Annotated in this window: 22 protein-coding genes; 14 read left to right on the top strand and 8 right to left on the bottom strand. The window is 69.0% G+C overall.

Going from position 1 to position 26301, the window contains the following annotated elements; translation table 11 throughout:
* Positions 1-75: 75 nt before the first annotated feature.
* On the bottom strand, positions 76-2046 hold the full coding sequence (gene speA / locus G6O69_RS04080) for a biosynthetic arginine decarboxylase (RefSeq protein ID WP_172302218.1): 1971 nt from the start codon (positions 2044-2046) through the stop codon (positions 76-78).
* 101 nt (positions 2047-2147) lie between these two features.
* On the opposite strand from speA, the gene G6O69_RS04075 reads away from it, so the two are divergent.
* The 3 genes from G6O69_RS04075 (at position 2148) to G6O69_RS04065 (ending at position 4824) form a co-directional block, all read left to right on the top strand.
* Positions 2148-3206 carry a fibrinogen-like YCDxxxxGGGW domain-containing protein gene (locus G6O69_RS04075; protein ID WP_176396615.1) on the top strand — a complete coding sequence of 353 codons (1059 nt, stop codon included), beginning with the start codon at positions 2148-2150 and terminating at the stop codon, positions 3204-3206.
* A 151-nt stretch (positions 3207-3357) separates the two neighbouring features.
* Positions 3358-3777 carry a 2,4'-dihydroxyacetophenone dioxygenase family protein gene (locus G6O69_RS04070; RefSeq protein WP_172302217.1) on the top strand — a complete coding sequence of 140 codons (420 nt, stop codon included), beginning with the start codon at positions 3358-3360 and terminating at the stop codon, positions 3775-3777.
* Between the two features lie 63 nt (positions 3778-3840).
* On the top strand, positions 3841-4824 hold the full coding sequence (locus tag G6O69_RS04065; RefSeq protein ID WP_176396614.1) for a helix-turn-helix domain-containing protein: 984 nt from the start codon (positions 3841-3843) through the stop codon (positions 4822-4824).
* A gap of 277 nt (positions 4825-5101) precedes the next feature.
* Here G6O69_RS04065 and trxA read toward each other — a convergent pair whose 3' ends face one another.
* A complete protein-coding gene (gene trxA / locus G6O69_RS04060) occupies positions 5102-5497 on the bottom strand; it encodes a thioredoxin (RefSeq protein ID WP_172302215.1) in 396 nt (131 codons plus the stop codon).
* A 180-nt stretch (positions 5498-5677) separates the two neighbouring features.
* Here trxA and G6O69_RS04055 point away from each other — a divergent pair, with 180 nt between their 5' ends.
* Positions 5678-7348, top strand: a complete 1671-nt coding sequence (locus G6O69_RS04055; protein WP_172302214.1) for an acyl-CoA dehydrogenase family protein — start codon at positions 5678-5680, stop codon at positions 7346-7348.
* Between the two features lie 83 nt (positions 7349-7431).
* Here G6O69_RS04055 and G6O69_RS04050 read toward each other — a convergent pair whose 3' ends face one another.
* A complete protein-coding gene (locus tag G6O69_RS04050) occupies positions 7432-8358 on the bottom strand; it encodes a radical SAM protein (protein WP_172302213.1) in 927 nt (308 codons plus the stop codon).
* A gap of 272 nt (positions 8359-8630) precedes the next feature.
* On the opposite strand from G6O69_RS04050, the gene G6O69_RS04045 reads away from it, so the two are divergent.
* Positions 8631-9989, top strand: a complete 1359-nt coding sequence (locus tag G6O69_RS04045; RefSeq protein ID WP_176396612.1) for a hypothetical protein — start codon at positions 8631-8633, stop codon at positions 9987-9989.
* A gap of 239 nt (positions 9990-10228) precedes the next feature.
* On the opposite strand, the gene G6O69_RS04040 is transcribed toward G6O69_RS04045, so the two are convergent.
* The 3 genes from G6O69_RS04040 to G6O69_RS04030 form a co-directional block, all read right to left on the bottom strand.
* On the bottom strand, positions 10229-11437 hold the full coding sequence (locus tag G6O69_RS04040) for an HEXXH motif-containing putative peptide modification protein (protein ID WP_172302210.1): 1209 nt from the start codon (positions 11435-11437) through the stop codon (positions 10229-10231).
* Between the two features lie 9 nt (positions 11438-11446).
* The gene (locus G6O69_RS04035; RefSeq protein WP_172302209.1) at positions 11447-12433 is read right to left on the bottom strand and encodes a radical SAM protein; all 987 of its coding nucleotides are present in this window, start codon (positions 12431-12433) and stop codon (positions 11447-11449) included.
* 76 nt (positions 12434-12509) lie between these two features.
* Positions 12510-13103 carry a hypothetical protein gene (locus G6O69_RS04030; RefSeq protein ID WP_172302208.1) on the bottom strand — a complete coding sequence of 198 codons (594 nt, stop codon included), beginning with the start codon at positions 13101-13103 and terminating at the stop codon, positions 12510-12512.
* A gap of 267 nt (positions 13104-13370) precedes the next feature.
* Here G6O69_RS04030 and G6O69_RS04025 point away from each other — a divergent pair, with 267 nt between their 5' ends.
* The 7 genes from G6O69_RS04025 (at position 13371) to G6O69_RS03995 (ending at position 19996) form a co-directional block, all read left to right on the top strand.
* Positions 13371-15236, top strand: coding sequence for a radical SAM protein (locus tag G6O69_RS04025; RefSeq protein WP_172302207.1), 1866 nt, complete (start codon positions 13371-13373; stop codon positions 15234-15236).
* A gap of 98 nt (positions 15237-15334) precedes the next feature.
* Positions 15335-15838, top strand: coding sequence for a His-Xaa-Ser system protein HxsD (gene hxsD / locus G6O69_RS04020; protein WP_172302206.1), 504 nt, complete (start codon positions 15335-15337; stop codon positions 15836-15838).
* Positions 15835-16062: an HxsD-like protein gene (locus G6O69_RS04015; protein WP_172302205.1), complete on the top strand. Its 228-nt coding sequence runs from the start codon at positions 15835-15837 to the stop codon at positions 16060-16062. The genes hxsD and G6O69_RS04015 overlap by 4 nt, the downstream gene beginning before the upstream one ends.
* A gap of 13 nt (positions 16063-16075) precedes the next feature.
* Complete coding sequence (gene hxsB / locus G6O69_RS04010; protein ID WP_172302204.1) at positions 16076-17587, top strand: His-Xaa-Ser system radical SAM maturase HxsB; 1512 nt, start codon at positions 16076-16078, stop codon at positions 17585-17587.
* A 344-nt stretch (positions 17588-17931) separates the two neighbouring features.
* Positions 17932-18252: a His-Xaa-Ser repeat protein HxsA4 gene (hxsA4, locus tag G6O69_RS04005; RefSeq protein WP_172302203.1), complete on the top strand. Its 321-nt coding sequence runs from the start codon at positions 17932-17934 to the stop codon at positions 18250-18252.
* Positions 18253-18337: 85 nt separating this feature from the next.
* A complete protein-coding gene (gene hxsC4 / locus G6O69_RS04000; protein WP_176396611.1) occupies positions 18338-19405 on the top strand; it encodes a radical SAM protein HxsC4 in 1068 nt (355 codons plus the stop codon).
* 30 nt (positions 19406-19435) lie between these two features.
* Positions 19436-19996 carry a hypothetical protein gene (locus G6O69_RS03995; protein WP_172302201.1) on the top strand — a complete coding sequence of 187 codons (561 nt, stop codon included), beginning with the start codon at positions 19436-19438 and terminating at the stop codon, positions 19994-19996.
* Between the two features lie 8 nt (positions 19997-20004).
* Here the strand turns inward: G6O69_RS03995 and G6O69_RS03990 are convergent, their stop codons facing one another.
* Positions 20005-21216, bottom strand: coding sequence for a peptide-N-glycosidase F-related protein (locus G6O69_RS03990; protein ID WP_176396610.1), 1212 nt, complete (start codon positions 21214-21216; stop codon positions 20005-20007).
* Positions 21217-21243: 27 nt separating this feature from the next.
* Here G6O69_RS03990 and G6O69_RS03985 point away from each other — a divergent pair, with 27 nt between their 5' ends.
* The gene (locus G6O69_RS03985; protein WP_172302199.1) at positions 21244-23727 is read left to right on the top strand and encodes a serine/threonine-protein kinase; all 2484 of its coding nucleotides are present in this window, start codon (positions 21244-21246) and stop codon (positions 23725-23727) included.
* A gap of 15 nt (positions 23728-23742) precedes the next feature.
* On the opposite strand, the gene G6O69_RS03980 is transcribed toward G6O69_RS03985, so the two are convergent.
* Positions 23743-24879 (bottom strand): hypothetical protein, encoded by a 1137-nt coding sequence (locus G6O69_RS03980; RefSeq protein ID WP_172302198.1) that lies wholly within the window; start codon positions 24877-24879, stop codon positions 23743-23745.
* Positions 24880-25146: 267 nt separating this feature from the next.
* On the opposite strand from G6O69_RS03980, the gene G6O69_RS03975 reads away from it, so the two are divergent.
* Entirely contained in the window at positions 25147-26094 is a 948-nt protein-coding gene (locus tag G6O69_RS03975; RefSeq protein ID WP_172302197.1) for a hydrogen peroxide-inducible genes activator, read from the top strand.
* Positions 26095-26301 lie beyond the last annotated feature (207 nt).

The following is a 26301-nucleotide window of genomic DNA, read 5'->3' as shown; positions in this document are numbered from 1 at the left end:
CGGGCGCGGCCGCCCTGTTGATCACGAGTTGATCACGAGCTGACCACGAGCTGATCGCCCCGAGCGGGATCCGGCTCAGGTCCGGATCAGGTAGGGGTACTCCTGGAGCAGGCCCATGGCCCAGGGCTGACCCAAGGTCGTGCTCACGTTGAGGTGGCGATCGCGGATCATCTGGGTGATCGACTCCACGTCGTAGTCCATCTCCGCGAGCATGTCCTGCACGCTGTAGCCCGACTTGACCTCGAGCCAGACCTCGTCGTCGTAGTCGACGCATTGGCTGCCGAGGATCACCCCTTCCTCATCGGTGCCGCGGACGATGACCTCGTGGCAGCGCCCGAACAGGTTGTGGGCGTTGCCGAGGCTGTCCTGGTAGGCGCCCGTCATGAAGAAGCCGAGGTAGTAGGGCTCGCCGCTGCGGGCCGGGGGCTCGTGCAGGGGCAGCGCCTTGAGGTTGTCCTCGGGGTGGGCGAAGGTCGTCACGCAGCCGTCGCTGTCGCAGGTGATGTCGACGATCTCGGCGTTGATCGTGGGCACCGAGCCGTGGCCCGAGAGCGGCGCGGCCGGGAACACGTGGTCGATGGCCCAGTTGTCGGGCAGCGACTGGAAGATCGAGAAGTTGGCCAGGTACTTGACCTGCGCGCGCCCGAGGTAGGTGACGATCTCCTCGGGCGGGTGGCTCATCTGGGAGATCAGCCGGGCGCACTCGAGGCGGATGCGCTGGAACAGGCCCTCGGCGCTGGCCCGGTCCTCGAGGCTGAGGTAGCCGCGCGAGAACAGCTGCAGGGCCTCGTCGCGGTAGTCGACGGCGTCGTGGAAGTACTCCTCGATGTTCTTGGTGGTGATGTGCTCGAGGGTGTCGCGCAGCTCGGAGATCAGCCGGTCCTCGCGCTCCGAGGGCGTGGGCACCGGGAGCAGCTCGCCCTGGACCTCGCGCAGATCCGCGATCGTCACGGCGTGCTTGGCCACGAGCACCCGCCCGCTCTCGGTGACGATCGTCGGGGCCGGGAGCTCGAGCTCCGAGACGACCTCGTTGATCTCGAACACCACCTGGCTGGCGTACTCCTCGATCGTGTAGTTGGCCGAGCTCGGGTAGGAGGTCCGGCTGCCGTCGTAGTCCACGCCCACGCCGCCGCCGAGGTCGATGTAGCGCAGCCCCGGGCAGCGCGCCCGCAGCGAGCACCACAGCCGGATGCCCTCGCGCACGGCGGTCTTGATCCGCTTGATCTGGGTGATCTGCGAGCCGATGTGGAAGTGCAGCAAGGCGAGCTTGTCGACCTGGCCGGCGGCCTCGAGGCTGCGCACGACCGAGAGCATCTCGGCGGTGGTCAGGCCGAACTTGGCGCGCTCGCCCCCGGAGCTCTGCCAGCGCCCGCTGCCCCGGCTGTAGAGCTTGGCGCGCATGCCCACGTGGGGCACGGAGCTCCACTCTTGCTCGTCGAGGATGTCGAGGTAGCGCCGGACCTCGCGCATGCTCTCGAGCACGAGCACGACCTCGTGGCCGAGCTCGGCGGCGTGGAAGCCCAGGCGGATGAACTCGCGGTCCTTGTAGCCGTTGCAGATCAGCGGCGCCGGGCTCACGGGCTGAGCCATGGCCAGGAGCAGCTCGGGCTTGGACCCGGCCTCGAGGCCGTAGCCGCAGGACTCGCGGGCCGAGACCACGGTCTCGACCACGCTGCGGCGCTGGTTGACCTTGAGTGGAAACATGCCCACGTGGCCGCCCTCGAAGTCGTACTCCTGGGTCGCCGCGACGAAGGCGTCGTGCAGGCGCTTCATGGAGGCGACGATCATCGAGGGGAAACGGACGATGAAGGGCGAGTGTATGCCGCGTTCGCGCAGGACCAGGGCGATCTTCTGGAGGTCGACCTCGGGCAGGCCCGAAGCGCGGAAGGTCAGCCGACCCTCGGCGTTGACGCCCAAGAAGCCCTCGCCCCACTTGTCCACGCCGTAGCGCTTGAGTGAGTTCTCCAGGGCCCAGGACTTCTTGGCGCGGGCGGTGCCGGCGGCCGGGGCGGTATTTGCGGCGGTTTTTGGCTCGCTGCTGGCCATGAGGGCGGATTGTCGGGCCGAACTCCAGGCGGGTAAAGCCCGGGGCACTTTCCTTGCACCGGGACGCAAAAACGCGGCGTATCATGGGCTCCGTGCGGTGGATGGGCCTCCCAAACGAGTGTTTCGCGCTCTTTGCGTCGGCGCTCGCGCTGGCCTGCGTCGAGCAAGGTCGGCCCGGGGAGCTCGGCAGCGACGAGGCTGGGGAGACCCTCGGCGAGGGGACTGGGGAGGAGGACACCGAGCCGAGCGAAGCGACGGAGGACACGGCGGACGGGCAGGCCGAGACCGACGCCGACACGGATGACTCGGTGTCCACGAACGGGAGCGAGCCGTTTTGCGGCGACGGGATCGTCGACGACGACGAGCTGTGCGACGACGGCGAGAACAGCGGAAACTACGGCAGCTGCAAGCCCGACTGCAGCGGGCTCGCGGCGCACTGTGGCGACGGCGAGATCAACGGCCCCGAGCAGTGCGACGACGCCAATACCGTCGCGACCGACGGCTGCCTGAGCAACTGCACGATTCCGCGCAGCTGCCTCGAGATCCTCGAGGCCGACCCCGAGGTCGGCGACGGCGAGTACCCCGTGGCCCCGCGCGGCCCCGGCTACCTGTTCAACACCTTCTGCGACATGACCACCGAGGGCGGCGGGTGGACGCAGATCAGCCTCCCGCACCTTTGCAACGACGATCTCGAGGTCGTCATCACCGCGGTCGAGGCCGCGCCCACCGAGGGCGTCGACGAGGCGTGCCGGCCCTACACCCTCGATGGCGAGGGCAACCACACCTACACCCTCGACGTCCTGTTCCCCTCGGGCTTCTCGGCCTTCTACACCGAGGGCATGATCATGAAGGCCAACGCCGCGCTCGAGAACACCAGCGACATCGGCCCGAACTTCACGCAGAGCGTGTGGACCAAGGCCTACGGCGGCGGCGGCACGGTGTCCTTTGGCTCGGGCTCGGACGCGGGGCCGGTGATCGCCTACAACGCCTTCTTGGCCGAGAGCGTGAACTGCCAGGCCTGCGAGCTCGCCTTTGGCGGCGACGGCACGATCCATGCGGTCGGCTCGATCTCGACGCTCTTTCGCGTGGGCTGGGGAGAGTCTGGTCCAGAGTTCGAGGGCTGGTATCCGTGGTGGGCGGGGGTGGTCTATCTGCGATAGCGGCGCCTCGAATCGATAGTGGGACGATTTGCCCCGGCTGTGGCGAATGGCCGCTCCCGCGTCGGAGCGAGTCAAGCCGCTGGCCTCGATGAGGCAAGAACACGGCGACGCGGCTGCGATAGGCTGGTAGTTCACCACCCAGGAGTTCGTGATGAAGACCGAGAACCCACCCGATATTCTCTGCCAGACCGCCAAGCTGCCGTGGATCGAATTCGGCGCAGGCATCCACTACAAGGTGCTGCGCACCAGCGCGGAGACCGGAGACTGGACCGTCATCTTTCGCTGCGCGAAGGGGTCGGGCTTCCCGCCGCACTACCACCACGGCGCTGGCGAGTATCTGATGCTCGAGGGCGTGATGGACTACCGCGCCGGCAAGGCCGTGGCGGGCGACTATGGCTACGAGCCGCTCGGCGTCTACCACGAGTCGACGACCTTCCCCGAGGACAGCGAGCTGCTGTTCACGAACCATGGTCCGGTGGCCTTCGTGAACCCCGACATGTCGATCTCGATGATCCTCGACTGGAAGTTCTTCGCCGAGAAGCAGGCGGAGCACGCAGCGGGCGCCGCCTGAGCGCACGCAGCCCGGTCACGAGGCGATCGGGCGACGGCCAGGCGTGATATCGTCGAATGCCTGGTGCGCGATGTATTGACGACAGCTAGCTTTCCGACCGCGCGCCAATACGACGCGTGGCGGGAGGCGGTCTGTGCCACCCACGAGGCCTGGGACATGCCCTCGCAGCGCGTGGCCGCCTTCCACGGGACCGTGCGCAGCCGCAGCGTGGGGGCGACGGAGCTCATCGTATGCGAGAGCGACCCCTGCTCGGGGCGACGCGGCGCGGCCGAGCTCTCGGCGAGCGCGCGCGAGATGACCGGGCTGCTGTTCATCCTCGAGGGCAGCGAGCAGCTCTCGCACCCCGAGGGCGACACCTTCTTGCGCGCCGGCCAGTTCACGTCGTGGGAGAGCACGCGGCCGCTGGCCTTTTGTGTGCCCGGGCGACTGCGCAAGCTGACCTGGATGCTGCCCTCGGAGCTGGTCTCGCCGATCCTCCGGCCCTACGAGCGCTACCTCCACCACACCTTCGACGCGCGCGGCGGCTGCGGGGCGCTGCTGCTCAATCAGCTGCAGGCGATGGTCGAGCTCCCGGGCGAGCTCGGCCCGCTCGGCGAGCAGGCGGCGGTACACAGCGGCCTCGAGCTGCTCGCCGCGGCGATCGCCGGCGAGCTCGGCAACCCCTCGCGCGAGGCCGAGCGCCTGGTCGCGCGGGCCGAGGACTACATCGCGCGCCGGCTCGAGGACCCCGCGCTGTGCGTCGAGCTGGTCGCCAGCGCGCTCGGGGTCACCCGCCGCCGCCTGGAGCGGGCCTTCGCGGCGGCCGGGCACAGCGTCAGCCGGAAGATCTGGTCGGACCGGCTCGAGCGCTGTCGGCGAGACATGCTGCTCGAGCCCGAGTCCTCGCTGTCGGAGATCGCCTTTCGCTGGGGCTTCTCCGACGCGGCGCACTTCAGCCGGGCCTTTCGCGCGGCCTTCGGCGCGGCGCCTTCTCGCTACCGGGCCGAGCGCCTCGACGCGAGCGACGAGAGCCTGCGCTGTCGCGTGGCCGCGCGCTGCCAGACCTGAGCCCGCGCCCTCGGGGACGCCCGGACGCTCGAACAAAGAGGGCGACGCGAGCTCGCTCGCGTCACCCTCGATGGTCGACGAACCAACGGATCGAACGAAGGACGCCCGCGGGCGCCTAGGAGCCCGTGGTGGAACCCAGCGCGGCTCCTCGCGCCGGGATTTTCGTCGAGGGCGCGAAGCCAAAACGCCGCTGTACCGGGCGTACTGCAAGTTTTGGCGACAAAGCCCTCGGCGAAAAGACCAAGCGAGGTGTCGTGTTGGGTTTCACCACGGGCTCCTAGGTCTCGGTCTCCGCGGCCCCGTCGCCCTGGGCGGCGTCGGCCTCGGCGATCTGCCTGCGGATGTCGTCCATGTCGAGCTTGCGGACCTCTTCGATCAGCTTCTCGAAGGCCGGGGGCGGCAGGGCGCCGGCTTGGTTGAAGACCATGATGTTGTCGCGAAAGACCATCAAGGTGGGGATGGCCTGGATGCCAAAGGAGCCGGCGAGCTCGCGCTGCTCCTCGGTGTTGACCTTGGCGAAGGCGATGTCGGCGTGCTTGGTCGACGACTTCTCGAATACCGGCGCGAAGGCGCGGCAGGGTCCACACCAAGTCGCCCAAAAATCGACGATCACGATGTCGTTGTCGTTGATGGTCGATTCGAAGTTTTCCTTGGTCATCTCGAGGACGCTCATGCCTGTCTCCTTGCTCTCGTCGCGTGGGTGTGTACGCGACGCAGCTCTCTGCGTTACCTGGCCTGGGGACGCAGGTCAAACGCTGGCCGCGAACCTGCAAAAGTCGTGGTGTGTGCCTGGTCCTGGGAACGCGCCGAGCGCGGTCTCGCTGGGCTCCCGGGGGCCGAGTACACTACGCCCATGCCCCACCTGCGCCCGTTGACGGAGCTCCCCACGCACGAGGTTCGCAATCAACCCCCGGTGTTTGCGAACGTCAATTTGTGGTCCAGCGACCTCGCGCTGCGCGACGCCGCGCTGCGTGAGGCCGGCGACGACGAGGCCTGGCTGGCCGATCAGGTCGAGCCCTTTGGCGCGCGCACGGGCTCGGCCGAGGTCATCCGCTGGGGCTTCGACGCCAACCGTCACCGGCCGGAGCTGGTCAATTTCGATCGCTTCGGCCAGCGCGTCGACGAGGTCCGCTTTCACCCCTGCTACCACAAGCTGATGGCCCTGGCCGTGGAGGTGGGCATGCCCTCGGTCGCGTGGACCGAGACCGAGCGTCCGGGGCACCTCGCCCACGCCGTGCTCGAGTTCCTGATGAGCCAGGCCGAGCCGGGGGTGTGCTGCCCCCTGTCCATGACCTACGCCGTGGTCCCGGCCCTGCGCCACCAGCCCGACCTCGCGGACGAGCTGCTGCCCAAGCTCACGGCTCGGCGCTACGACCCGCGCTTCATGCCGATCGGCGAGAAGTACGGGCTGACCATGGGCATGGCGATGACCGAGAAGCAGGGCGGCTCGGACGTCCGCGCGAACACCACCAAGGCCACGCCCCTCGGCGGGGGCGAGTACGAGCTCCTCGGCCACAAGTGGTTTTGCTCCGCGCCGATGAGCGACGGCTTCCTGGTCCTGGCTCAGGCGCCGGGCGGGCTGAGCTGCTTCTTCGTCCCGCGCTGGCGCCCCGACGGGATCCGCAACCCCTTCTACGTCCAGCGCCTCAAGGACAAGCTCGGGGATCACGCCAACGCCTCGAGCGAGATCGAATTTTATGGGACGTGGGCGCGCATGGTCGGCGAGGAGGGCCGCGGCGTGCGGACGATCATCGAGATGGTCCACCACACGCGCCTCGACTGCGTGGTCTCGCCGGCGGCCTTCATGCGCCAGTCCGTCGCCAACGCGTGCTGGCACGCCGCCCACCGCAGCGCCTTCGGCAAGATCCTCATCGACCAGCCGCTGATGCGTGGGGTGCTCGCGGACCTCGTGCTCGAGAGCGAGGCGGGGACGATCCTCGCCATGCACGTGGCCAAGAGCTTCGACGACAGCAGCAAGGAGGGCGAGGTGGGCGTGCGCGCGCGGCTGCTCTCGCGGCTGATGACCCCGGTGGCCAAGTACTGGCTCAACAAGCGCCTGCCCGAGCTGGTCTACGAGTCGATGGAGTGCCACGGCGGCGCCGGCTACATCGAGGAGGGCGTCATGGCTCGGCTCTACCGCCAGTCGCCGCTCAACTCGATCTGGGAGGGCTCGGGCAACGTGATCTGCCTCGACGTGCTCCGAGCCATGGGCCGCGAGCCGGCCTGCGTCGAGGTCATGATCGACGAGCTGCGCTCGGCCACGGGATCCGACAAGCGCTACGACCAGTTCGTGGCCGGATTGAGTGATCGCCTGACCAAGCCGGTCGAGCAGGCCGAGGCCCGCCAGCTGTGCGAGTCCCTGGGCCTGGCGCTCCAGGGCTCGCTGCTGCTGCGCTACGCCCCCAGCTTCGTCGCCGACGCCTTTTGTGCCGGGCGGCTCGAGGGCGAGGGGCGCTGCTACGGCACGCTCCCCGCGGGCGTCGACGTCGGCGCGCTGCTCGAGCGCGGTCGCCCGGCGGTCTGAGGCGCGGCCCAGGCGTTGGGTGTCGAGGAAGGGCAATGGGCGATTCCGCTCATTGCCCTTCGAGATCTCTTTTCGGCCTTCTATTAAAGAAGGTCGAGGTGATGCTTGCCGCGGACGCTGGGGCTGACCCCGCGGACCGCGGCCACCTCCGCATCGCCCAGGGCGTCGAGGTAGTCCCGGCGCAGCCCCGGGCAGAGGTCATCGAAGCGACAGTCGGTGCAGGCGGGGACCCGGCTCTGGCCAGCCAGGCGGCTCTCGCTGAGTTCGAATGTCGCCTCGGGGGTCACGACCATGACGCGCTGAGAGCCGGGGTCCCAGGCGTGGGTCCAATCCTCGCCGAGGAGGCAGCGGGGGACGTGGAGCGATTTGACCACGACCCCGCGCGCTCGGCCCACGGCCATGGCCGCGCGCATGTGCGGCACGGCTGCGCGCATCGGCGGGAGCGAGCGCCAGTTCTCGGCGTTTTGATCGGTCAAGGACACGTACCAGAGGTGGATCTCGCCGACGCCGTGGTCGGCGATCCACGCCGCCGCGTCCGGGAGGTCGGTCATGCTGTCCGCCTTGACGATCAGATCCACGACCGTGGGCAGGCCCGAGGCGACGGCGTTGCGCAGCCCGGCGGCCATGAGCGGAAAGCTGCCGGGACGGCGGACCAGCGCGTCGTAGTTTGGCTCACGGTGACTGTGGATCGAGACGTGAAAGCGCGAGACCCCGGCCGCGACCAGACGCTCGATGTTGCCCGGGGTAAACAGCAATCCGTTGCTCTGGACCTTCACGTCGGCGAAGCCGAGCTTTCGGGCGGCCCGGACCAGACCGACCAGGTCGGGGCGGATCGTCGGCTCGCCTCCGGTGAAGGCGATATGGTCATAGTCGCGCATTCGACCCAGGCGCATGGCCTCGAGCAGGGCCGCCCGGTCGAGCGAGCGCTCGCGCATGCTCGGGGAGATCGTGCAGTAGTCACAGGCTAGGTTGCAGTCGTAGCCGAGGATGACGTCGAGCAGGCCGGGCATGGGCTGGCACTCAGGATAGAGGAAGAAGCGCGAGCGTGGCTGCACACTTTGGTCGCCACGCTCGCGGAGAGTACGCGTCAATGGGCAAGATGGGGGCAAGCTGGGGGCAAGCTGGGGGCACGCTGGTCCGTGAGTGAGGTGGCCCTCTCGTTTTCATGACCCGTGTGCCGAGCGTGAAAAGCGCTCTGACAGATGTGTGATCGAACCCCTACATCGCTCCAGTTTCTGGTATGAGTAGGAAAGTCCTCCGGTTGACTGGAGTCGGTCCTCAAATGTCCTCTCGTGCGATCCCTACCAGCTTGATCCTGTCCCTCGCGTTTGTCGTCTCCGCCTGCGGTGATGATGCCGGGACAGAAACTTCCACGTCCTTCAGCTCTGCGAGCACCACCGGCGATGATTCCGTGGATGGTACCGGGAGCTCCGACGAAATTGGTGACACCGGCAGCTCGACCGGCTCCGATTCGACCACGTCCAACGCGGACATGGATGAGTCGACCACGTCCAATGCGGACATGGACGAGACCGCGAGCACGACCACGGAGACGGATACGGAGACCACCACCGCTGCGGAGTGCCTCGACCTCGACCAAGACGGTTACGGCGAGAACTGCGAGATGGGGGCGGACTGCGACGACAGCGACTACAACAACCACACCGACGAAGGCTGCGCCAACTGCATGGACGCCGACGGTGACGGTCAGTGGGTCGGCTGCGACATCTTCGACGAGAACAAGCCGGGCGAAGACTGCGACGACAACGACTACAACGTCTTCACCCCCTCGGGCTGTGCGAACTGCTCCGACGAGGACATGGACAACTACTGGGTCGGCTGCGACCAGTACGGTGACGCCAAGCCTGGCCCGGACTGCGACGACGGCAACAGCAGCGTCGGCGTCGACGATGCCGTCGAGATCTGCAACGGCCTGGCGGAGAACTGCGCCGGCGAGGTCGACAACGCCTCGCCCGACGAGATGTGCCCGACCGACGGCGCGGACATCCCCAACGTCAACCCGATGAACGGCTGGAACTGCAACCCGCCGGCGCCCGGCGAGGACGGCTGTGAGATCGCCTCCTGCGTCGAGCAGTTCTTCGACCTCGACGGAGCGATCCCCAACGGCTGCGAGTGCGCCGGCACCCCGCGCACGGACAGCCTCGCCGCCTGCTCCGGCTCGCCCCAAGGTGAGCTCGGCAGCGTCGGCGAGGGCGAGCAGCTGACCGACCTCGTCGTCGGCACCGTCCCGCTGATCGACAACGGCGTCGGCAGCGGCCGCGAGGACTGGTTTTGGGTCGAGTTCCCCGAGAACGACGCCACCGGCGTCCGCCCGGTGACCGGCAGCATCCAGGTCAGCTTCATCCAAAACGACAACAGCGACTACCGCTTCGAGGTCTACCGCAGCTGCAACGGCGTCGCCTTCGACACCAGCCTGGCCACGGCCTTCGGCTCCGGTGCCCCGCCCGCCCGCGAGTGGTGGTTCTTCGACAACCACACCGCGGCGATCGACATGCCCGTGCCCGCGCTCTACACCGACAACGTCAACTGGCCGGACCTCGTGTACATCCGCGTGTTCCGCGTGCAGAACGACCTGACCTGCAACAGCTACCAGCTGCAGGTCAAGCGCGTGTCGAACTGAGCGGCCGGAGTCCAGCGAAGCTGGACGGAGGCCGCGCAAGTCGACGAGCACGGCCGCAGGCCGAGCGCAGTCAACTGACAAAGAAGAGCTCCCACCCCGGGGGCTCTTTTTTCATGTCAGCCAAGTTCATGTCAGCCAAGTCGATCAGAGAGCTCCCTCCCGGGGCCTCTTTTTTCATCCCTCCGCGGCGCGCCCAGCAGAGCCGGGCTGTGATCGCCACGCACTCGGGCGAGCGAAGCTCAGACCCCCCAGTCCCAGTCATCCCACCGACGGATCTCCTCGAGCACGCCACGACCCACGGCCGTCGGCTGGCCATGCTCGAGCAGCACCTGCGACCCCTCATGGTTGCCCGCGACGATCTGCCGGTAGCGGCGATCGAACTCCGGATGCTCGGCGATCGGATCCCCCCCCGCGCGCATCAGCTGATACAGCCGCGCGACCGGGACGAAGGCGTGGACCGCCAAGAGCACGCCCTGCAGCGGCCGCGGATCCGGGCGCACGGGCGAGGCGTAGAGCGGCGAGAAGGCGTTGTGGAGCAGGGGATCGAGCTCGAGCAGCGCGTGCAGCTTGTTGTGCTGGAACTCGTGGATCGTGGCCTCGACCATGGTCATGTGCTGCGGGTGCAGGCTCATGTAGATCGTGCCGATGACCTCCTGGTAGGAGGCCGAGAGGTGGGCGTGCTCGTCGTAGCCGACGGGGACGATCTGCTGGAGGTAGAGGTCGATCTCGCCGCGCAGCGTGGGCATGTAGCGGCCGATCCGCGCGAGCGCGTCGGCGATGCTGGCGGTCCACTCGCTGGCCGGACGCCCGCCGAGCTCCAGGGCGTTGCCCTGCTTGTCGGGGTGCGCCTCGGACATGGCCAGGGGGTTGTTGTCGACGAGGGCGAGATCGAGGGTCGGGGTGATCGCGGCGAAGGCCGGGCTGGGGTCGAGCTGGGCGGGCTGGTCGAGCGTGATCTCGACGACCTGTGGTTCGCGGCCCGCGTCGAGCTGAAAGCGGAGCTTGGCGTTTTCGATGGTCAGCCCGCGGGCGCCCGCGGGAACTTCGATGCAGCGCCGCGCCGCGCGGCTGACGATCCGCTTGGGCAGGCGCTGGAAGCTGAGCGGCGCGGGCAGGGCCCCGAGCACGGCGAGGTCGGTGGCCAAGGTCGCGAGCAGCTCGGCCACGCCGGCGTCGAAGTCGACCTCGGGCGCGCGGCGACGCAGGCAGCGGAGCAGGCCGCCGATCGTGGGCGCGCGCAGGGCCGAGACCAGGGCCCCGGGGGCGCGGGCGAGGAGCTGCTCGAGGCTCGGCTTGAAGGCCTGAAGCTGCGGATCCGCGAGGCTGCAAAGCCGCATCAGATCCCGCAGTGAGCGGCGCAGGGCCAAGGAGAGCGTGTCCCGGGCCGTGCTCGATTCGTCCTCGGGGACGGTGATGTCTCGGGGCGTGGCGATGCTCGGCTTGGACATGGCGCGGGGCTACTGTGGCTCAGGGCCGCCGGAGTGTGCGAGCACGGGGAGCCGGCGATGTTTGCCGCCGCCGGTGTCAGCCTTGGCCGGCGTCCACTCGACGAGGGCGCCGACGCCCACGAACATGCGCGTGAGGGCGCCTCGATGTGGATCCTCGGCGGGCGCGATGTCTTGGGCGCGGGCCGTGAGCTCGCGTGCGCCGAAGGCCTCGAGGTAGGCCGCGTCGACCCCACAGCAGCGCGGGCGCATGGCGCAGGGCTCACAAGCGGGGGCGTAGCTGCGCGGCGCGTCGGGCAGGGCGACGCGGGCGAAGGGCCCCAAGGTGCAGCGCGGCACGCCGCGGATCCACGCGGGCAGGTCGTTGCGGCGGGCGAGCTCGAGGGCGTGCAGGGCGTAGGGCACGGCCATGCCCAGGCGCGGCACGACGCGGGGGAAGTGCTCCGCCGCGCGCCCGTAGGGCCGAGGAAATTCCAGCAGCCAGGCCGCGACGCCGCGCGGCTTGAGCAGCGTGGGCAGCTTGGCGAGCTCGCGGAAATTGGAGCGGGTCAGGACCGTGGCCACGACCACGCGCAGGCCAGCTCGCTGCGCGCGGGAGAGCAGCGCCATGTTGGCCGCGAAGCTGCCGGGGTGGTCGCTGTGATAGTCGTGCGTGGCCGCGTCGGGGCCGTGGATCGAGAGGTGGAGATCCGTGAGCCCGGCCGCGGCCAGGGCTTCGGGCTCGCAGGCGTTGGCGTTGGTCTGCACGCCGACGCGACGAAAGCCGCGGGCGCGCGCGTCTGTGATCAGCGCGGGCAGGCGTGGATCCAGGCAGGGCTCGCCGCCGATGAAGGTGAGCTCGTCGGCCTGCTCGCGCAGGCCCTCTAGCTGCTCGGCGATGTCGGGGGCATCGGGAGCATTGGGGGCATCGAGCTGCTCGACCTGCGCGGGCGCCTGAGCACAGAACACGCAGGCGTTGTCGCAGTCGAAGCTCAGTCGCAAGGTCGCGCGGCGTGTCACGGTTCGAACATGCAAAAGCCCCGAGTGAACGGGGCTGTGGAGGGGCCGGAGCCCAGAGGAGGTGAGGGGCTCTCGCTCAGCCGAGCACGCCGTACTGGCCGAGGGGGTGCTGGGCCGCCCGCTGCCGGAAGGTCAGGAGCTGGGGCAGGGGCGCGCCGCTGCGCTCGGTCCGGCTGAGGTGGTGGGCGAGGACCTTGGCGCCGCGGGCCTGGAGCTCGTCGGTGCTGTGGCTGCCGTCGCCGTTGTTGGCCACGAACACGCTGAAGTGCTCACTCTCGCCGACGCCGCTGACCCCGGGGTCGCGGGCGAGGATGTCGAGCTGGAAGGCCTCGCCGGAGTGGGTGCGCATGACGACCGCGATGGCGCCGAGCTTGGTGCCGTGGACCCGCTCGAGCGTCCACTTGCCCATGTCGAGATCCGCGGGGATCAACGCAGCGACCATGGCGGCCTCGCGCTCGGCCTCGCCGAGGCGCTCGGACGCGGCGACGGCCTGCTCGGCGGTGACGGTCTCGCCCTTGGCGATGGCTTGCTCGGGCGCCTGCCCGGCGTGGGCAGTGCCGATGCCGAGGATGCCGACACCCGCGATGGCGGTGGCGATACCGGCGAAGGTGCACAGGGCTTGACGGCGGCCGATCAAGTTAGGCTCGTGGGTCGTATGCTCGTTCGACATGGGACTCCAGCGGTTTTGACGCTATCCCGGCGGCACCCCTCACGTCAAGGAAGTTCGCCGCCCGAGGGGCCCCTCGGATGCCTTTCGGTGCCCCGCTCTCGCGTCGGTTTCGCGCTAGCCTCGCGGCCGTCTGGGGGACCGTCCTGGTCGGGCTGGGGCCGCGCGAAGTGTGATCGATTCTGCCGAGGGTGGTCACTGCGCGCGGACATACCGCTTCGACCCGCCTGGGGCTTTGCTGTGGCCGCCGAGCCGCTACACTGCGCGGGCGTGGGTGAGAGCAGTCAGCGGGTGTCCTCCGGCAAAGCCCTGATCAAGGTCGGCTATGCCTGCAATGAACACTGCTCTTTTTGTCATACCCTCGAGGTCCGCCATATCCAGGGCTCCACGGCGGAGGTCGACGCAAAGATCCGGCGCGCGGCGGAGCTCGGCCACGAGATGGTGGTGCTCTCCGGGGGCGAGCCGACGATCCGGCCAGAGCTGGTTCATTGGGCGGGGCTGACGGCCTCCCTGGGCATGGACTTTGGCCTGGTCACCAACGGCCAGATGCTCGCTTACGAGCACGTCGTCGAAGAGCTGCTCGAGCGGCGGCTGCGCTACGTCTACCTCTCGCTCCACGGGGGCACCCGCAAGATCCACAATTTGATGGTGCGCAGCGACGCCTTCGACGCGGCCTTCAAGGCGGTCGAGAACCTCGCGGGCCGCGGCCTCGACTTCTCCGTCAACTGCGTCATCACCCGCCACAACCTCGAGCACCTGACCGGTCTGGTCGACGCGCTGATGCCCTTCCCCGACCTGACCGTGAAGTTCTCCATGGTCGAGCCCAAGGGCGGCGGGGACAAGCTCTTCGCCCACCTGATGCCGCGCATCGAGGACGTGGCCGAGAAGGTCATCGCGGCCATCGAGTACGGCGAGGAGCAGGTCCGCTGGCAGGGCCAGACGGGGCCGCGCTTCACCCACGGGGCGATCCCCCTGTGCCTGCTGCCCGGCTACGAAGATCGCTACGACGACCTCAAGACCCACGCCTACCGCACGATGATCGAGGTCGGCGAGCCCGACTACTTCCCGGTCGACGACCTCAACAAGACCCAAGATCCGCTGTGCCGCGGCTGCTCGCTCTCGGGACCCTGCCCGGGGCTCTACACCGGCTACCACGAGGTCTTTGGTCCCGCCGAGTTGCGGCCGATCCGCGATCGCCCGCGTTCGAACTCGTTCAATTACGAGCTCCAGCACATGGTCGAGCTCGGCTTCGTGGGCGAGGAGGCCGAGGGCTGCCCGCTGCGTCGCGGCATGGGCGTGACGCCCTGGGACTACGGCCGAGATCTCTTCGTTCGCAATGGGACCCGGGTCGCGCGTTATCGCGCAGAGAGCCGAGACTTCTCGGATCAAGAGATCGCCGCGGTCAAGCACGGCCTGGGTCAGGTCTATGTCGACGTCTCGAAGAAAGCGGCACCAGACGACTTTGCCCGCGATCTGATCCAGCTGGTCCGCAGCCGCGTGTGCGCGAGCTGCCCCGAGCGCGAGCGCTGCACGGGGATGTTCGAGCCGCTGCTCGAGGACGTGTTCACCCGCGACGACGCCGAGGTCCGCGAGGTGATCGCCGGGCTGCGCGGTGACGTCCTCGATCTCGGCTGCGGCGAGGGGCCCTACGCCGCGCTTTTGGCGCCTCTCGCCCGGGCGGGGACCATTCGCTACCTGGGCGTCGATCCGCACGCCCAGGCGATCGCGGACCTGCGCCAGCGCTGGCCGTGGGCCGAGCTGCTCGAGGCCGACGGCGAGACCCTCGAGCTCGCGCCTGATCGTCGTTTTGATCATGTGCTGATATTGCGAGCGTGGAATCACCTTCGCGATCCGGCGGCGGTGTTGGCCCGCTTGATTCCGCGCCTGCGTCCGGGTGGCAGCTTGACCCTCGTCGACAACGTCGCCTTCGGGCTCGCGCGCGGCCGGGCGCAGACCCACCGTGGCGAGCGCTCGCGGGCGATCTTCGAGCACTACCGCAACGACACCCTGGCCGACGCCGAGCGCATCGCGGGGCCGGTGGTCGAGGCGCTCGGCATGCGCGCGCTGTCGCGGCGCGAGGTTGGCCCCGAGCGCAGCAACCAGTGGCTGCTGCGCTACGAGCTGCCCGCGGGCTGACCTCCGGGTCGCGGTGTGTGAGCTTCCCGCCGGGCAGCGCAGTCGTGGATGCTCTCCAGCCGCAATGCTGATAGGCTGCGCGACCGGAAGAGCTTTTGATGAGCGACGAGAACCAGACCTCCGTCCCCGATATCCCCGAGGCCCTCGTCGGCGTCGACCTCGGCGAGCAATCCGTGAGCATGACCCTCGACGCCGAGCTCTACCCGCTCCAGGCGGTCTACGGCGCGGCCTATATCTTCATCGATCGCTGCTACGTGTTCATCGATCGCCCCGAGGCGGGTCGCTTTCGGGTGACCTTGAGCGCCAAGCAAGGGGTCGAAGAGATCGCGGCTCTGCGCGCGCTGATCGGCGAGTTCGCCAACGAGCTGCTGTCTTGTGCCTGGCGCCACCAGATCACCCAGGACAACCGCGTGGCGATCGAGACGGTCACCGTCCAGGCCATCGCCGGCGCCATGGGTGAGCCCTCGCTCGACGACCTCGCCGACTTCGACTTCACCGATGAGGCCCTCGACGATCCCCTGGGCATCGCCCAGTCCTGGGAAGAGAAGCACGGGCGCAAGGACCCGGCCGAGGGCGCCGAGTCCCAAGGGGGCTCGGCGTGAGCCGGGCGCTCCGTTTCCCGCGGACCGTCTACGTCGGCGAGGCCGTCGACGAGGCAGTCAAGACCTGGTCGCGCTTCGCCGAGTTCGAACTCGCCGAGACCGACGATCACTGGGTCGTGACCATCTCCCCCAAGCACGCCGAGGCTGCGCGGCAGATCATCGGCGAGTTCGCCAACACCGTGCTCGGGCTGACCGTCGACCGCGGCGGCGTGGCGAGCGAATAGAGTCGAGAGCGCCATGCAGCCGATCAACCTGGCCCAGATCCAGCCCCGCCCCGGCACCCAGGCCTTCTTTCGTTGGCGACAGATCGCCGACGACGCCGTGCTGATCACCAACTACGAGGGCAACTTCTTGATCCTCACCGGCGAGGAGTTCGCCAGCTACGCCCGCGGCGACATCGCCCCGGACAGCGAGCTCCACGCCCGGCTCAGCGAGCACAACTTCCTGCGCGCCAGCTACGACGTGCAGGCCGCGACCGAGCGGGTCAAGGCCCGGCGCTACTTCGTCCACGGCGGCCCGCTGCTCCACGTCATGGTGGTCACGCTGCGCTGCAACGAGACCTGCGTCTACTGCCACGCCTCGCGGGCCAACATGGACGCGGTCGAGACCGACATGAGCGTCGAGACGGCGCGCAAGGCCGTCGACCTCGCGCTGTCGAGCACCAACGGCTTCGTGACGATCGAGTTCCAGGGCGGCGAGCCGCTGGTCAACTTCCCGGTCGTCAAGGAGATCATCGAGTACGCGACCAAGCGCAACCAAGAGGTGGGCAAGCGCCTCGAGTTCACGATGGTCTCGAACTTCGCCCTGCTCGACGAGGACAAGCTCCAGTACCTGCTGGCCAACAAGGTCCAGCTGTGCACGAGCATCGACGGCCCCGAGCAGCTGCACAACGCCCAGCGCAAGCTGCCCCAGAGCCACAACGCCTTCCAGGCCGCCGCGCGGTGGATCAAGCGGGTCAACGAGGCCTACGAGGAGATCGGCCTCGACCCGACCCTCTATCACGTCGAGGCCCTGCTCACGACGACCAAGGCGACCCTCGACCAGTGGAAGGAAGTGGTCGACACCTACGTCTCGCTCGGCTGCAAGACCATCTTCTTGCGGCCCATCGATCCTTTCGGCTTCGCCGAGCGGGCGCGCCTGCGCCTCGAGTACCCGCGCAGCGCGTACCTCGAGTTCTACCGCAACGCCGTCGACTACATGATCGAGCTCAACAAGCAGGGCGTGGAGATCCTCGAGCGCTACGCGGCGATCTTCCTGACCAAGATCCTGCGCGGCGAGGACCCCAACTTCCTCGACAACCGCAGCCCCGCCGGGGCCGGGATCGGCCAGCTCGCCTACAGCTACGACGGCAAGGTCTACACCTGCGACGAGGGCCGGATGCTCGCGGCAATGGGTGACGACGTCAGCTTGCTCGGCGACGTCGACACGCCCTACCGCAAGATCGTCGGCCACGAGACGGTGCGCGCGATGACCATCGCCACCAACCTCGACCAGCAGCCGGACTGCGTGAGTTGCGCATATCAGCCCTACTGCGGGACGAACGCGGCCTACAACTACAAGAGCCAGGGCTCCGTCTTTGGCCGCATGCGCGACAACAACGTGTGCGCGGTTCACAAGGGGATCCAGGACTATCTGTTCGAGAAGCTCGCGGAGAACGATCCCCAGGTCATGGAGATCTTCCAGCGCTGGACGACGATCCGGCCGCGCGAGCACTTCGTCCAGGAGCCGCCGGTCGGCATCGAGTCCTGAGCGCGGCCGCGCTCGAAATTGGCCGGGACCTCGTTCAGGGGCTCCCGGCCGATTTTTTTAACCCGAGTGTCCCGAGTCGAATGGGGTCTGGCGCCCGCCTCTGCTCGGCGGCGGGGTGTGGCAATTGCTCGGGAATTCGAATCGAGTGACCGGCTGGGCGGACAGGGCCGGGCGGGGGAGCTGGATGGGGGTGTGAGCGCTCGAGCGCGCTACCGAGCATCCGCGTTCGCGCGTTACGCGGTGCCGCGAGCCTGGCCAGAGAGAGCTATTTGGGCGCTTCGAAGCGCGATCAAATCACGACAAGCACCCCGCGCTCGTGTTAGTGTCCTCGGCAGGATCCTGACATGGCAAACGATCGCGATTCGAAGAAACCCGCCGAGCTCGACCTCCCCGTCTTTGGGCGGAAGGCCAGCCCGCTGCTCAACGCCGAGCAGCGCGAGATTTCCGACAACGCGGTGGCGTTCGCCGACACCTCCCGCACGGTTGCGATGTTCGACGCCCCCGGCGACCCCGGCCACGGCTCGCATGGTTCGCACGGCAGCCACGGCTCGCACGGTTCGCACGGCAGCCACGGTTCGCACGGTAGCCACGGTTCGCACGGTTCGCACGGCAGCCACGGCTCGCACGGCAGCCACGGCTCGCACGGCAGCCACGGCTCCTGGTAAACCCGAGCCAGGCCCGGCCTGCGCCGAGGCGATGATCTTTCTAGGCGAACGCAGGCTCCCTGCGTTCGCCTTTGGCGTGTGAATGATGCTCGACCACCAGTCCAAGTCCGCCGCGACCGAGACCCTCGCCGAGGGTGAAGGGAGCGAGCGCGCCGGGGTGGCCGAGCGCATGGCCGAGCGCGCGGCCCGGGTCCACATCCTGACCGGGGCCGTGTGCAACAACAACTGTGTGTTCTGCATGGAGGAGGATCGCGAGCAGCGCTACGTGACCAACTCGCAGACCACCGACGAGACCGTGCGCTGGATCCTCGGCCAGCACGAGCAATTCGAGGAGGTCTGCTTCACCTCGGGCGAGCCGACCACGAACCCGCGCCTGCATCATTGGGTGAAGATGGCCAAGCAGGCCGGAGCGCGGCGGATCTCGATGATGACCAACGGCCGGGCACTGAGCCACGAGCAGTACGCGAAGCGGCTCATGGCCCTGGGCATGAACCGGTTCTACATCTCGATCCACGGGCACACGAAGAAGCTCCACGAGGGCCTGACGCGGACCCCGGGCTGCTTCGAGCAGACCGTGGGCGGCCTCGACACCATCGCTCGCTTCAAGCGCTACGGCATCGAGCTGCACACGAGCACGGTGATCACCAAGCGCAACCTGCCGCACATGGGCGAGATCTATCGCTTCTTGCGCAGCCACGGCGTCGACGAGGTCGTCTTCAACGTCATGCAGGCCAACGGCCGCGCCGACACCTACTTCGACCTGATCTTCCCGACCTATGTGGAGATCGCCGCGGTCGCCCGGGCCTTCTTCGCCGAGCAGAGCCAGCGCGAGGCCGAGGTCTCGGCCGTGCTCGTCGACATCCCGCTGTGCACGACCGAGGGCATCCCCGATCCAAACCGCGGCTACGTCGAGAACTACGTGCACTACGAGCACGAGGACACCCACGGGCTGCTCAGCGAGGAGATCCTCGGTCAGCGCGCGGGCGGAGCCTCGGGCGAGCTCGTGCAGATCCGCCGCGGCGACCTCGACGACAACGCCCGTCACAAGCGCGAGGCCTGCCGCGGCTGCAAGTACGACGCGGTCTGCGAGGGCGTGTGGGGCAACTACCTGCGCCGGCGCGGCTGGGATGAATTCGAACCGGTGCCCGCGTAGCCGGGCGCGGTGGAGCCGGGGGTGGCGGTGATGCCCGTGGCAGGACCGGACGCGCCGGAGGTCAAGATCCTCGCGCATAACGCGGGCTTCGAGATCGTCGCCAGCGCGGACCGGGCGTGGTGCTTCGACCGTCGCACGCGTGGCCCGGGGATCGCCGCGGCGGTCTCGGGCGGGCTCGCGGGCGTGCTCTTCGTCAACGCCGCCGTCGCGCTGGTGCTCGCCCTCGGCGGCGGCGCGATCGGGCCGTGGTGGCTGCCCCTGCTCGAGGCCGGCCTCGGCGTGATCGCGGGGCTGGTCTGCAAGTTCAGCTTGAACCTCCGCCAGGCTCGCTTCGCCTGTGAGCGGGCCAAGCTGCGCCCGCTCGTGGTCGTGGATCGCCACGCCGGCTTGGCCTACGACGCCGACGGCCAGGCGCTCGCGCGGACCGATGAGATCCCCGCGCGCAAGGGCATGCTGATCGACTCGTCTGCGCCCGCGCTGCGCCTGCTCCTGCCCTCGGGCAAGCGCGTCGAGGTGTTTCGCGGCTCGCTCTTTGGCGGGGGGATCGAGGCCGGGCTCGAGGCCTTGCGCGAGCTCGGCTTCGCCAAATAGCGCGTGGATCAGCCGACGTCGCGGTAGGCGATCAGCAGCGCCGAGAGGTCGTAGATCGGCGGGGTGTGGCTGCCGCCGTCGTACTCGCAGCTGGTCCCCAGGGCGCAGCCGGTGCACTCGGGGGTGTCGGGGCGGCAGCTGTTCTCGTAGGCCTCGACGTCGTAGACCACGCTCGCGCTCTCGCCGGGGACCGCCGCGGCGCTGATGTCCTCGAGCCAGGGGATGACCTCGGCGCCGGGGCACCAACCGGCGCGGCTGTACTGCCAGGTGCCCTGCTGACCCTCGACCGGGGTCTCGCTGCAGTTGTCGCGCCAGATCTGGCGCACGAAGGGCTGACCGGCGACCAGGAAGCCGTGGGTGCGGGGGCAGAACTCGGCGCAGTTGTTGAGGTTGCCCTGGCCGTGGCCGGTGATGATCGCCCGCAGCGCGAAGGCGTCGGCTTCGGCCGGGAGCTCGATGGTGGTCTCTGGCACCGAGTCCGCGATGGGCTGGGCCGGGTCACCATAGGTCACGGTGCGCAGATCCCAGATCGGCGTGGCGGAGATCGGCACGCGGGTGGGGGCGCCGCCGATGAAGTCGAAGCGCGCATCGACGACCCAGCCGTCGCCGCTGGCGTGACCCGGGCCGACCCAGGTGTCGATGAACACGCGCATGGTGAGCGGGCCGGCGAGCAGCGGGCGCAGCTCGCTGACGTCGATGATGTGCTGGGCCCCGACCCCGTAGGGGGTCATGAAGCGGGCGACCTCGATGATCGACTCCTCCTCTGCGCCGTGGTTTTCGACGATGCCGAGCCAGCCCTTGCGGTCCCAGGCGTCGCAGCTGCCGGCCCCGTTTGGGCAGCTCAAGGTCAGGTCGAGCAGGATCTGCTCGTAGGCGAGGGCGGCCTCGGGGAAGTCGAGCTCGACGTCGACTTGGCGCTGGTTGTCTCCGCCCAGGAAGTAGACGGGGGTGTGGTCGAAGGCGAGGACCGAGGTGTCTTCGCCGACCTCGGGGGTGAAGGGCGTCCCGTCGGTGTCGGTGGTGTCGTTGGTCTCGCCCGTCTCGTCGGTTGCACCGAGGCTCGTCTCGTCGGTCGTCGAGCTCTCGTCGCTGTCGTCTCCGGTTGGGTCTCCCTGCCCCGCGCACGCGAACATTGGCGCTAGTAACGCCAACGCGGCCGCGAGCGATCCGAAGTTGCCCCGAGCGCGGGCATGGCTGGCGTTGTCGAGAAGCGAGATCATGACACGCACAGTACGATGATGGAGGTGGTGACGGGGAGTTCAGAGTTTGGCCCGAGGGGGGAGCTCGGTCGTCACTCGGTCACACTCGCGCGCTACATCCTCCTCGATCGCTGCGGCGCTGGGAGCGTGGGCGTGGTCTTTCGTGGCTACGATCCGCAGCTCGATCGTCAGGTGGCGATCAAGCTGCTGCGGGCGCACAGGCGCTCGCGGCGACGAGAGAGCCTGCTGCTCTACGAGGCCCAGGCCATGGCTCAGATCTCGCACCCCAACGTGATCGGGGTCTACGACGTGGGCTCCTACGACGAGGAGGACCTCGGGCGTGGCTCGAGCGAGGAGCTCGGCTTGCTCGGGATCCCGAGCTGCGGCGTGTTCGTGGTCATGGAGCTGATCGAGGGCTGGGACCTGCGCGAGTGGCTCGTCGCAAAGCGCCGCGACTGGCGGGAGATCGTCGAGGTGTTCACGGCCGCGGGCCGCGGACTGGTGGCCGCCCACGAGGTCAACCTCGCGCATCGAGACTTCAAGCCGACCAACGTGCGGGTGAGTCGAGACGGGCGCGTGTGCGTGCTCGACTTCGGCCTGGCGCGCTCGGAGGAGGGCGCCCCGGGCGGGCGCAAAGGAGATGGCCGGCTCGCGGGGGAGGGGGCGCGAAGCGGGGAGGGGGCGCGTAGTCGAGACGAGCCTCAGGTGGAGGCGCAGCTGCTGCGAGCGAGCGCGCGGCGGCGGCGGATCGTGGGCACGCCGCTCTACATGGCGCCCGAGCAGCACCGAGGCGAGGACGCCGGCGTGCTCGCGGATCAATACAGCTTCGGGGTCGCGCTCTACGAGGCCCTCGCCAGGGCCGAGCCCTTTCGCGGCAAGCTCGAGGAGATCGCCGCGGCCAAGCACCTCTCGGCCTGGCCGGAGCCGGAGGACTCGGGCGACGCGCCGGCGCGGCTGTGGGCGGCGATTCAGCGCTGCATGAGCGTCGACCCGAACGCTCGCTTCCCCTCGATGGCCGTCGCGCTCGAGGAGGTCGAGGCCTGCCTGGTCCCGCGTCGCCGCTACACCCTGTCCTTCGTGCTCGGCGGGCTGCTGTGCGTGGGCGTGGGCGTGGGCCTGGCGCGGGCGCGCCTGCTCGATCCTCTCGAGGACCCCTGCGCGGGCGGAGAGGCGCGGGTCGCCCGGGTGTGGAGCGACGCGGCGCGCGGGCGGGTCGAGTCGGGACTGCGGGCCTCGGGGGCGCGCTACGCCGACACGACCTGGACCGTGGTCGCGGCCGAGATCGACGAGTATGGCGCGGCCTGGGTCCGCCAGCATCGCACGGCCTGCGAGGCCAGCCGCCTCCACGGTGAGCAGTCCGAGGCCTCGCTGGATCTGCGCATGGCCTGCCTGGACAGCCGCCTGCGAGAGCTCGACTTGTTGATCGAGACCCTGGCCGAGGCCGACGCCGACGTGGTCGAGAACGCCGTCGAGGCCGTCCACGCCCTGAGCCCGGTCGAGCGCTGCGAGGACCTCGACGCGCTCGGCGAGCGAGCTGCACGCGCGCGCACGCCAGAGGAGCGCGCCAGGCTGGCGCGCGCCCACGACAGGCTCTCCGAGGCCAAGATCAGCGAGTCCGCGGGTCGCTACGAGCGGACGCTGATGATCTGCGACGCGCTCGAGGCCGAGGCCGAGGCGGCGGGCGACCGGGCGCTGCTCGGGGCCGCGCTGCTGCGTCGCGCGGCGGCGTTGGAGGGGCGAGGCGGCTTCGAGGCCGCCCGCGAGGCGCTGCTCGAGGCCGGGGCCGCTGGCGAAGCCGGGCGCGACGACGCCGTGGTCGCCGACGCCTGGATCCGCATGGTCTGGGTCGTCGGGGTCGAGCTCGCGCGCACCGCTGAGGGCGAGATCTGGCGGCGCCTGGCCGAGGCCGCGCTCGAGCGCCTCGGCGCAGACCCGCTGCGCGAGGTCGAGCTGCTCCACAACCGCGCCGGCCTCGAGAACGCCCACGGAGACCACGAGGCGGCCTTCGTCGACTACGAGCGGGCCCTCGAGATCCAGCTGCGCCTGTTCGGCGAGCACGACCCGGTCGTGGCGCGCACGCTCAACCATATCGCCAACGTGCTGATCAACATGCGTCGCTACGACGAGGCCGAGCGCTACGCCGAGCGCTCCTTGCACATGCGCGCGGCCAGCTTGGGCGCCGAGCACCCCCTGGTTGCTGCCTGCTACAACAACATCGCGGTGATCCGCCGCCGCCAGCGTCGCCCGCTCGACGCCCTCGACTCGGTCCAGCGCGCCATGGCGATCGTCGGCGGCAGCGGCACGCGCCTCGAGGTGGTCTCGCTGCTGATCTCGCGCGACATCTACAGTGATCTCGAGCGCGACGAGGAGCGCCGCGAGCAGCTCACTCGCCTGCTCGAGCTGCCCGCGGACCTACTCCCGCGCTGGGACAGCCGCGAGGGCATCGAGGCCGAGCTGCTCCAGGTCGAGGCCAAGCTCGCGGGCCAGGGCGAGGCCCTGCCCGCGGTTCCCAGGGGCTTCTTGCCGCGCTGACGCGGCTGGTCGTCGCTATTGGGGGTTGCCGCAGAAGTCCTGGGGCTTGACCCAGCCGATCATCTGAACCCAGAAGGACTGGACGTCGGCGTAGCCCTGCCAGTCGCTGTCGAAGGTGATCCACTCGTCGCCCCAGACGACCACGCGCCCGCCCTCTAGGCTCTCGTGCGCCAGGCCAGCGTCGCCCTGGGCGACGGTCGCGAAGATCTCGGAGCTGCCCTGGTTCTCCTGGTCGGCGGGCGCGATGCCGCCGGCGTAGTTGACGTCGCTGATGCCCATGGAGATCGGGTGGGCCTGGTCGAAGATCGGGGTCGTGCCGCCGCTGGTGTGCAGGTAGCCGCCGACGTAGGCCAGGCCGAAGGGATCGAGGACCGTGTTCGCGCGGTCGCGCTCGGGGACCGGGTTGCTGCTGTCGAAGTTGTAGCCGATCAGCGTGATCATCCCGCGGCCCTCGGTCTTCACGAAGGCCTCGATCGCCGCGGCCTCGTCCTCGCTCAGCCCACGCTGGATGCGGTCGATGATCAGCACGTCGTAGACCGAGAGGAAGTCGGCGTCGACGATCCCCGGCTGATCGACGATCAGCGTGCGGGTCACGCTCGTGCCCTGCTCCTCGAGCCAGGCCTCGAAGTCGGAGGTCGGCGCGAAGCCGGTGTCGCCGAGGATGCCGATGGACAGGCAGTCGCAGATCCCGTCGTTGGCCACGTCGACGTCGTCGATCTGGCCGTCGCAGTCGTTGTCGATCAGGTCGCAGGTGACCTCGATGGCCTCGTCGGGGACGCAGCCTCCCTCGGTGTCGGTATCGGTATCGGTGTCGGTATCGGTATCGGTATCGGTATCGGTATCGGTATCGGTGTCGGTCCCCGAGTCGGTCTCGGTGCCGGCGTCGGTCTCGGTGCCGGCGTCGGTCTCGGTGCCAGCGTCGGTCTCGGTGCCAGCGTCGGTCGTGCCGGCGTCGGTGTCGGTGTCGGCGTCGGTCTCGGATGAGCTCGTGCTCGCGGCGTCGGCGGACTCGTCCTCGGCGGACTCGCTCTCGCTGCTCTCGGAGCCGACCTCGTCGGCGGCCTCCTCTCCGCTGCTGTCGCCACAGGCGAGGGCAGGGAGGAGGAGGGCGGAGGACAGCAGAAAGCGAAGCTTTTGGTAGTCGATGCGCATCCGCAGATCGTCGCGAACTTTTTTGAGGGGAGCTCGAAAGTGAAGCACAGGCCGCCGAGGTGGCGCTGTGGGGCCTTTTGGGGCCCAGCGCGGACGGGGCGCGTGGGCACGGGCGTGCGCGCCCCCTTCGCGGCGCGGCCGTTGAGCGTTGGCACTTTGCAACAAATCGTCGATCTCGATCGTGTCATTTCTCGACCGCGACATTGGAGCGGGGCGCCGAAGAGTTGCTGACAAGGGCCGCGCGAGGCGGGACAATGTCCGCCCCCCGTGCCGACCATCTCGCAGCTCGAGTACATCCTCGCCGTCCACGAGACCGGGCACTTCGGCCGCGCGGCCGCGCTCGCGGGCGTCTCGCAGCCGACCTTGAGCACGCAGATCCAAAAGGTCGAGGCCGAGCTCGGGCTGACGATCTTCGACCGTCAGGCCAAGCCGATCGCCGTGACGCCGCCGGGGCGGGCGTTGATCGAGCACGCGCAGGTGGTGATCGACGCGCACCGCAACCTCCTGCGCCACGCGGCCGGCCACTTCGAGGCGCCCGCGGGGGAGCTGGTCCTCGGGGTGATCCCGACCCTCGCGCCCTACGTGCTCCCCTGGTTTCTCAGGCGCTTCGCCAGCGAGTACCCCTCGATCACTCTCGAGGTGCTCGAGCGGCCCACGGACGAGCTCGTCGCCGAGATCAACCGCGGGCACGTGGACGCGGCGATCTTGTCGACGCCCCTCGACGAGGGCGCGCTCGAGGAGCGCGTGCTCTTCTACGACCCCTTTTACCTCTATAGCCACCCCGAGGAGCCGCTGATGCGCGCGGCGGAGGTCGACGTCGACAGCCTGGATCCGCGCAAGCTGTGGCTGCTCGAAGACGGCCACTGCGTGCGCGCCCAGGTCACGAGCTTCTGTGGGCTGCAAGAGCGCGAGCACCTCGGCTCGGTCCGCTTCGCCGGCGGCAGCCTCGAGACGATCTGTCGGCTGATCGACGCCTCCGAGGGCTACACGCTGATCCCCGAGACCTGCGCCCAGACCCTGAGCAAGGACGTGCGGGCTTGCTGCGTGCGGGCCTTCTCGGGCGGGGTCCCGACCCGGGAGATCAGCCTCGTGCATCACCGTCGGTCGTGGAAGGTCGACCTGATCGAGGTGCTCGAGGTGGTCGTCCGCGCTGGGATCCCCCGGGTGCTGGCGAGCGTCGAGCCCGACGAAGACATGATCTTGCCGGTGCGCTGAGTGACGCGCCGGGTGCCTGTGACCCCAGGCTTGGGGGGCGAGGGCGACAAGGCGAGGGCGAGCGCCGGCGGCCGATCGGGACGACTCGAAGGTCACTGTTTCTCGTGTGGGTCTCCGCACTGGAGATAACGCCATTCGTATCTAGTTATGAACCTGTCAGGTCGTGACATAGAGCGCAGCTATCGGGTGATTGGCAGCATCGATTAG

This window comes from Pseudenhygromyxa sp. WMMC2535 (genome assembly GCF_011083025.2).
Note: the sequence above shows the minus strand (reverse complement) of the source record. Positions and strands in the feature narration are given on the sequence as shown.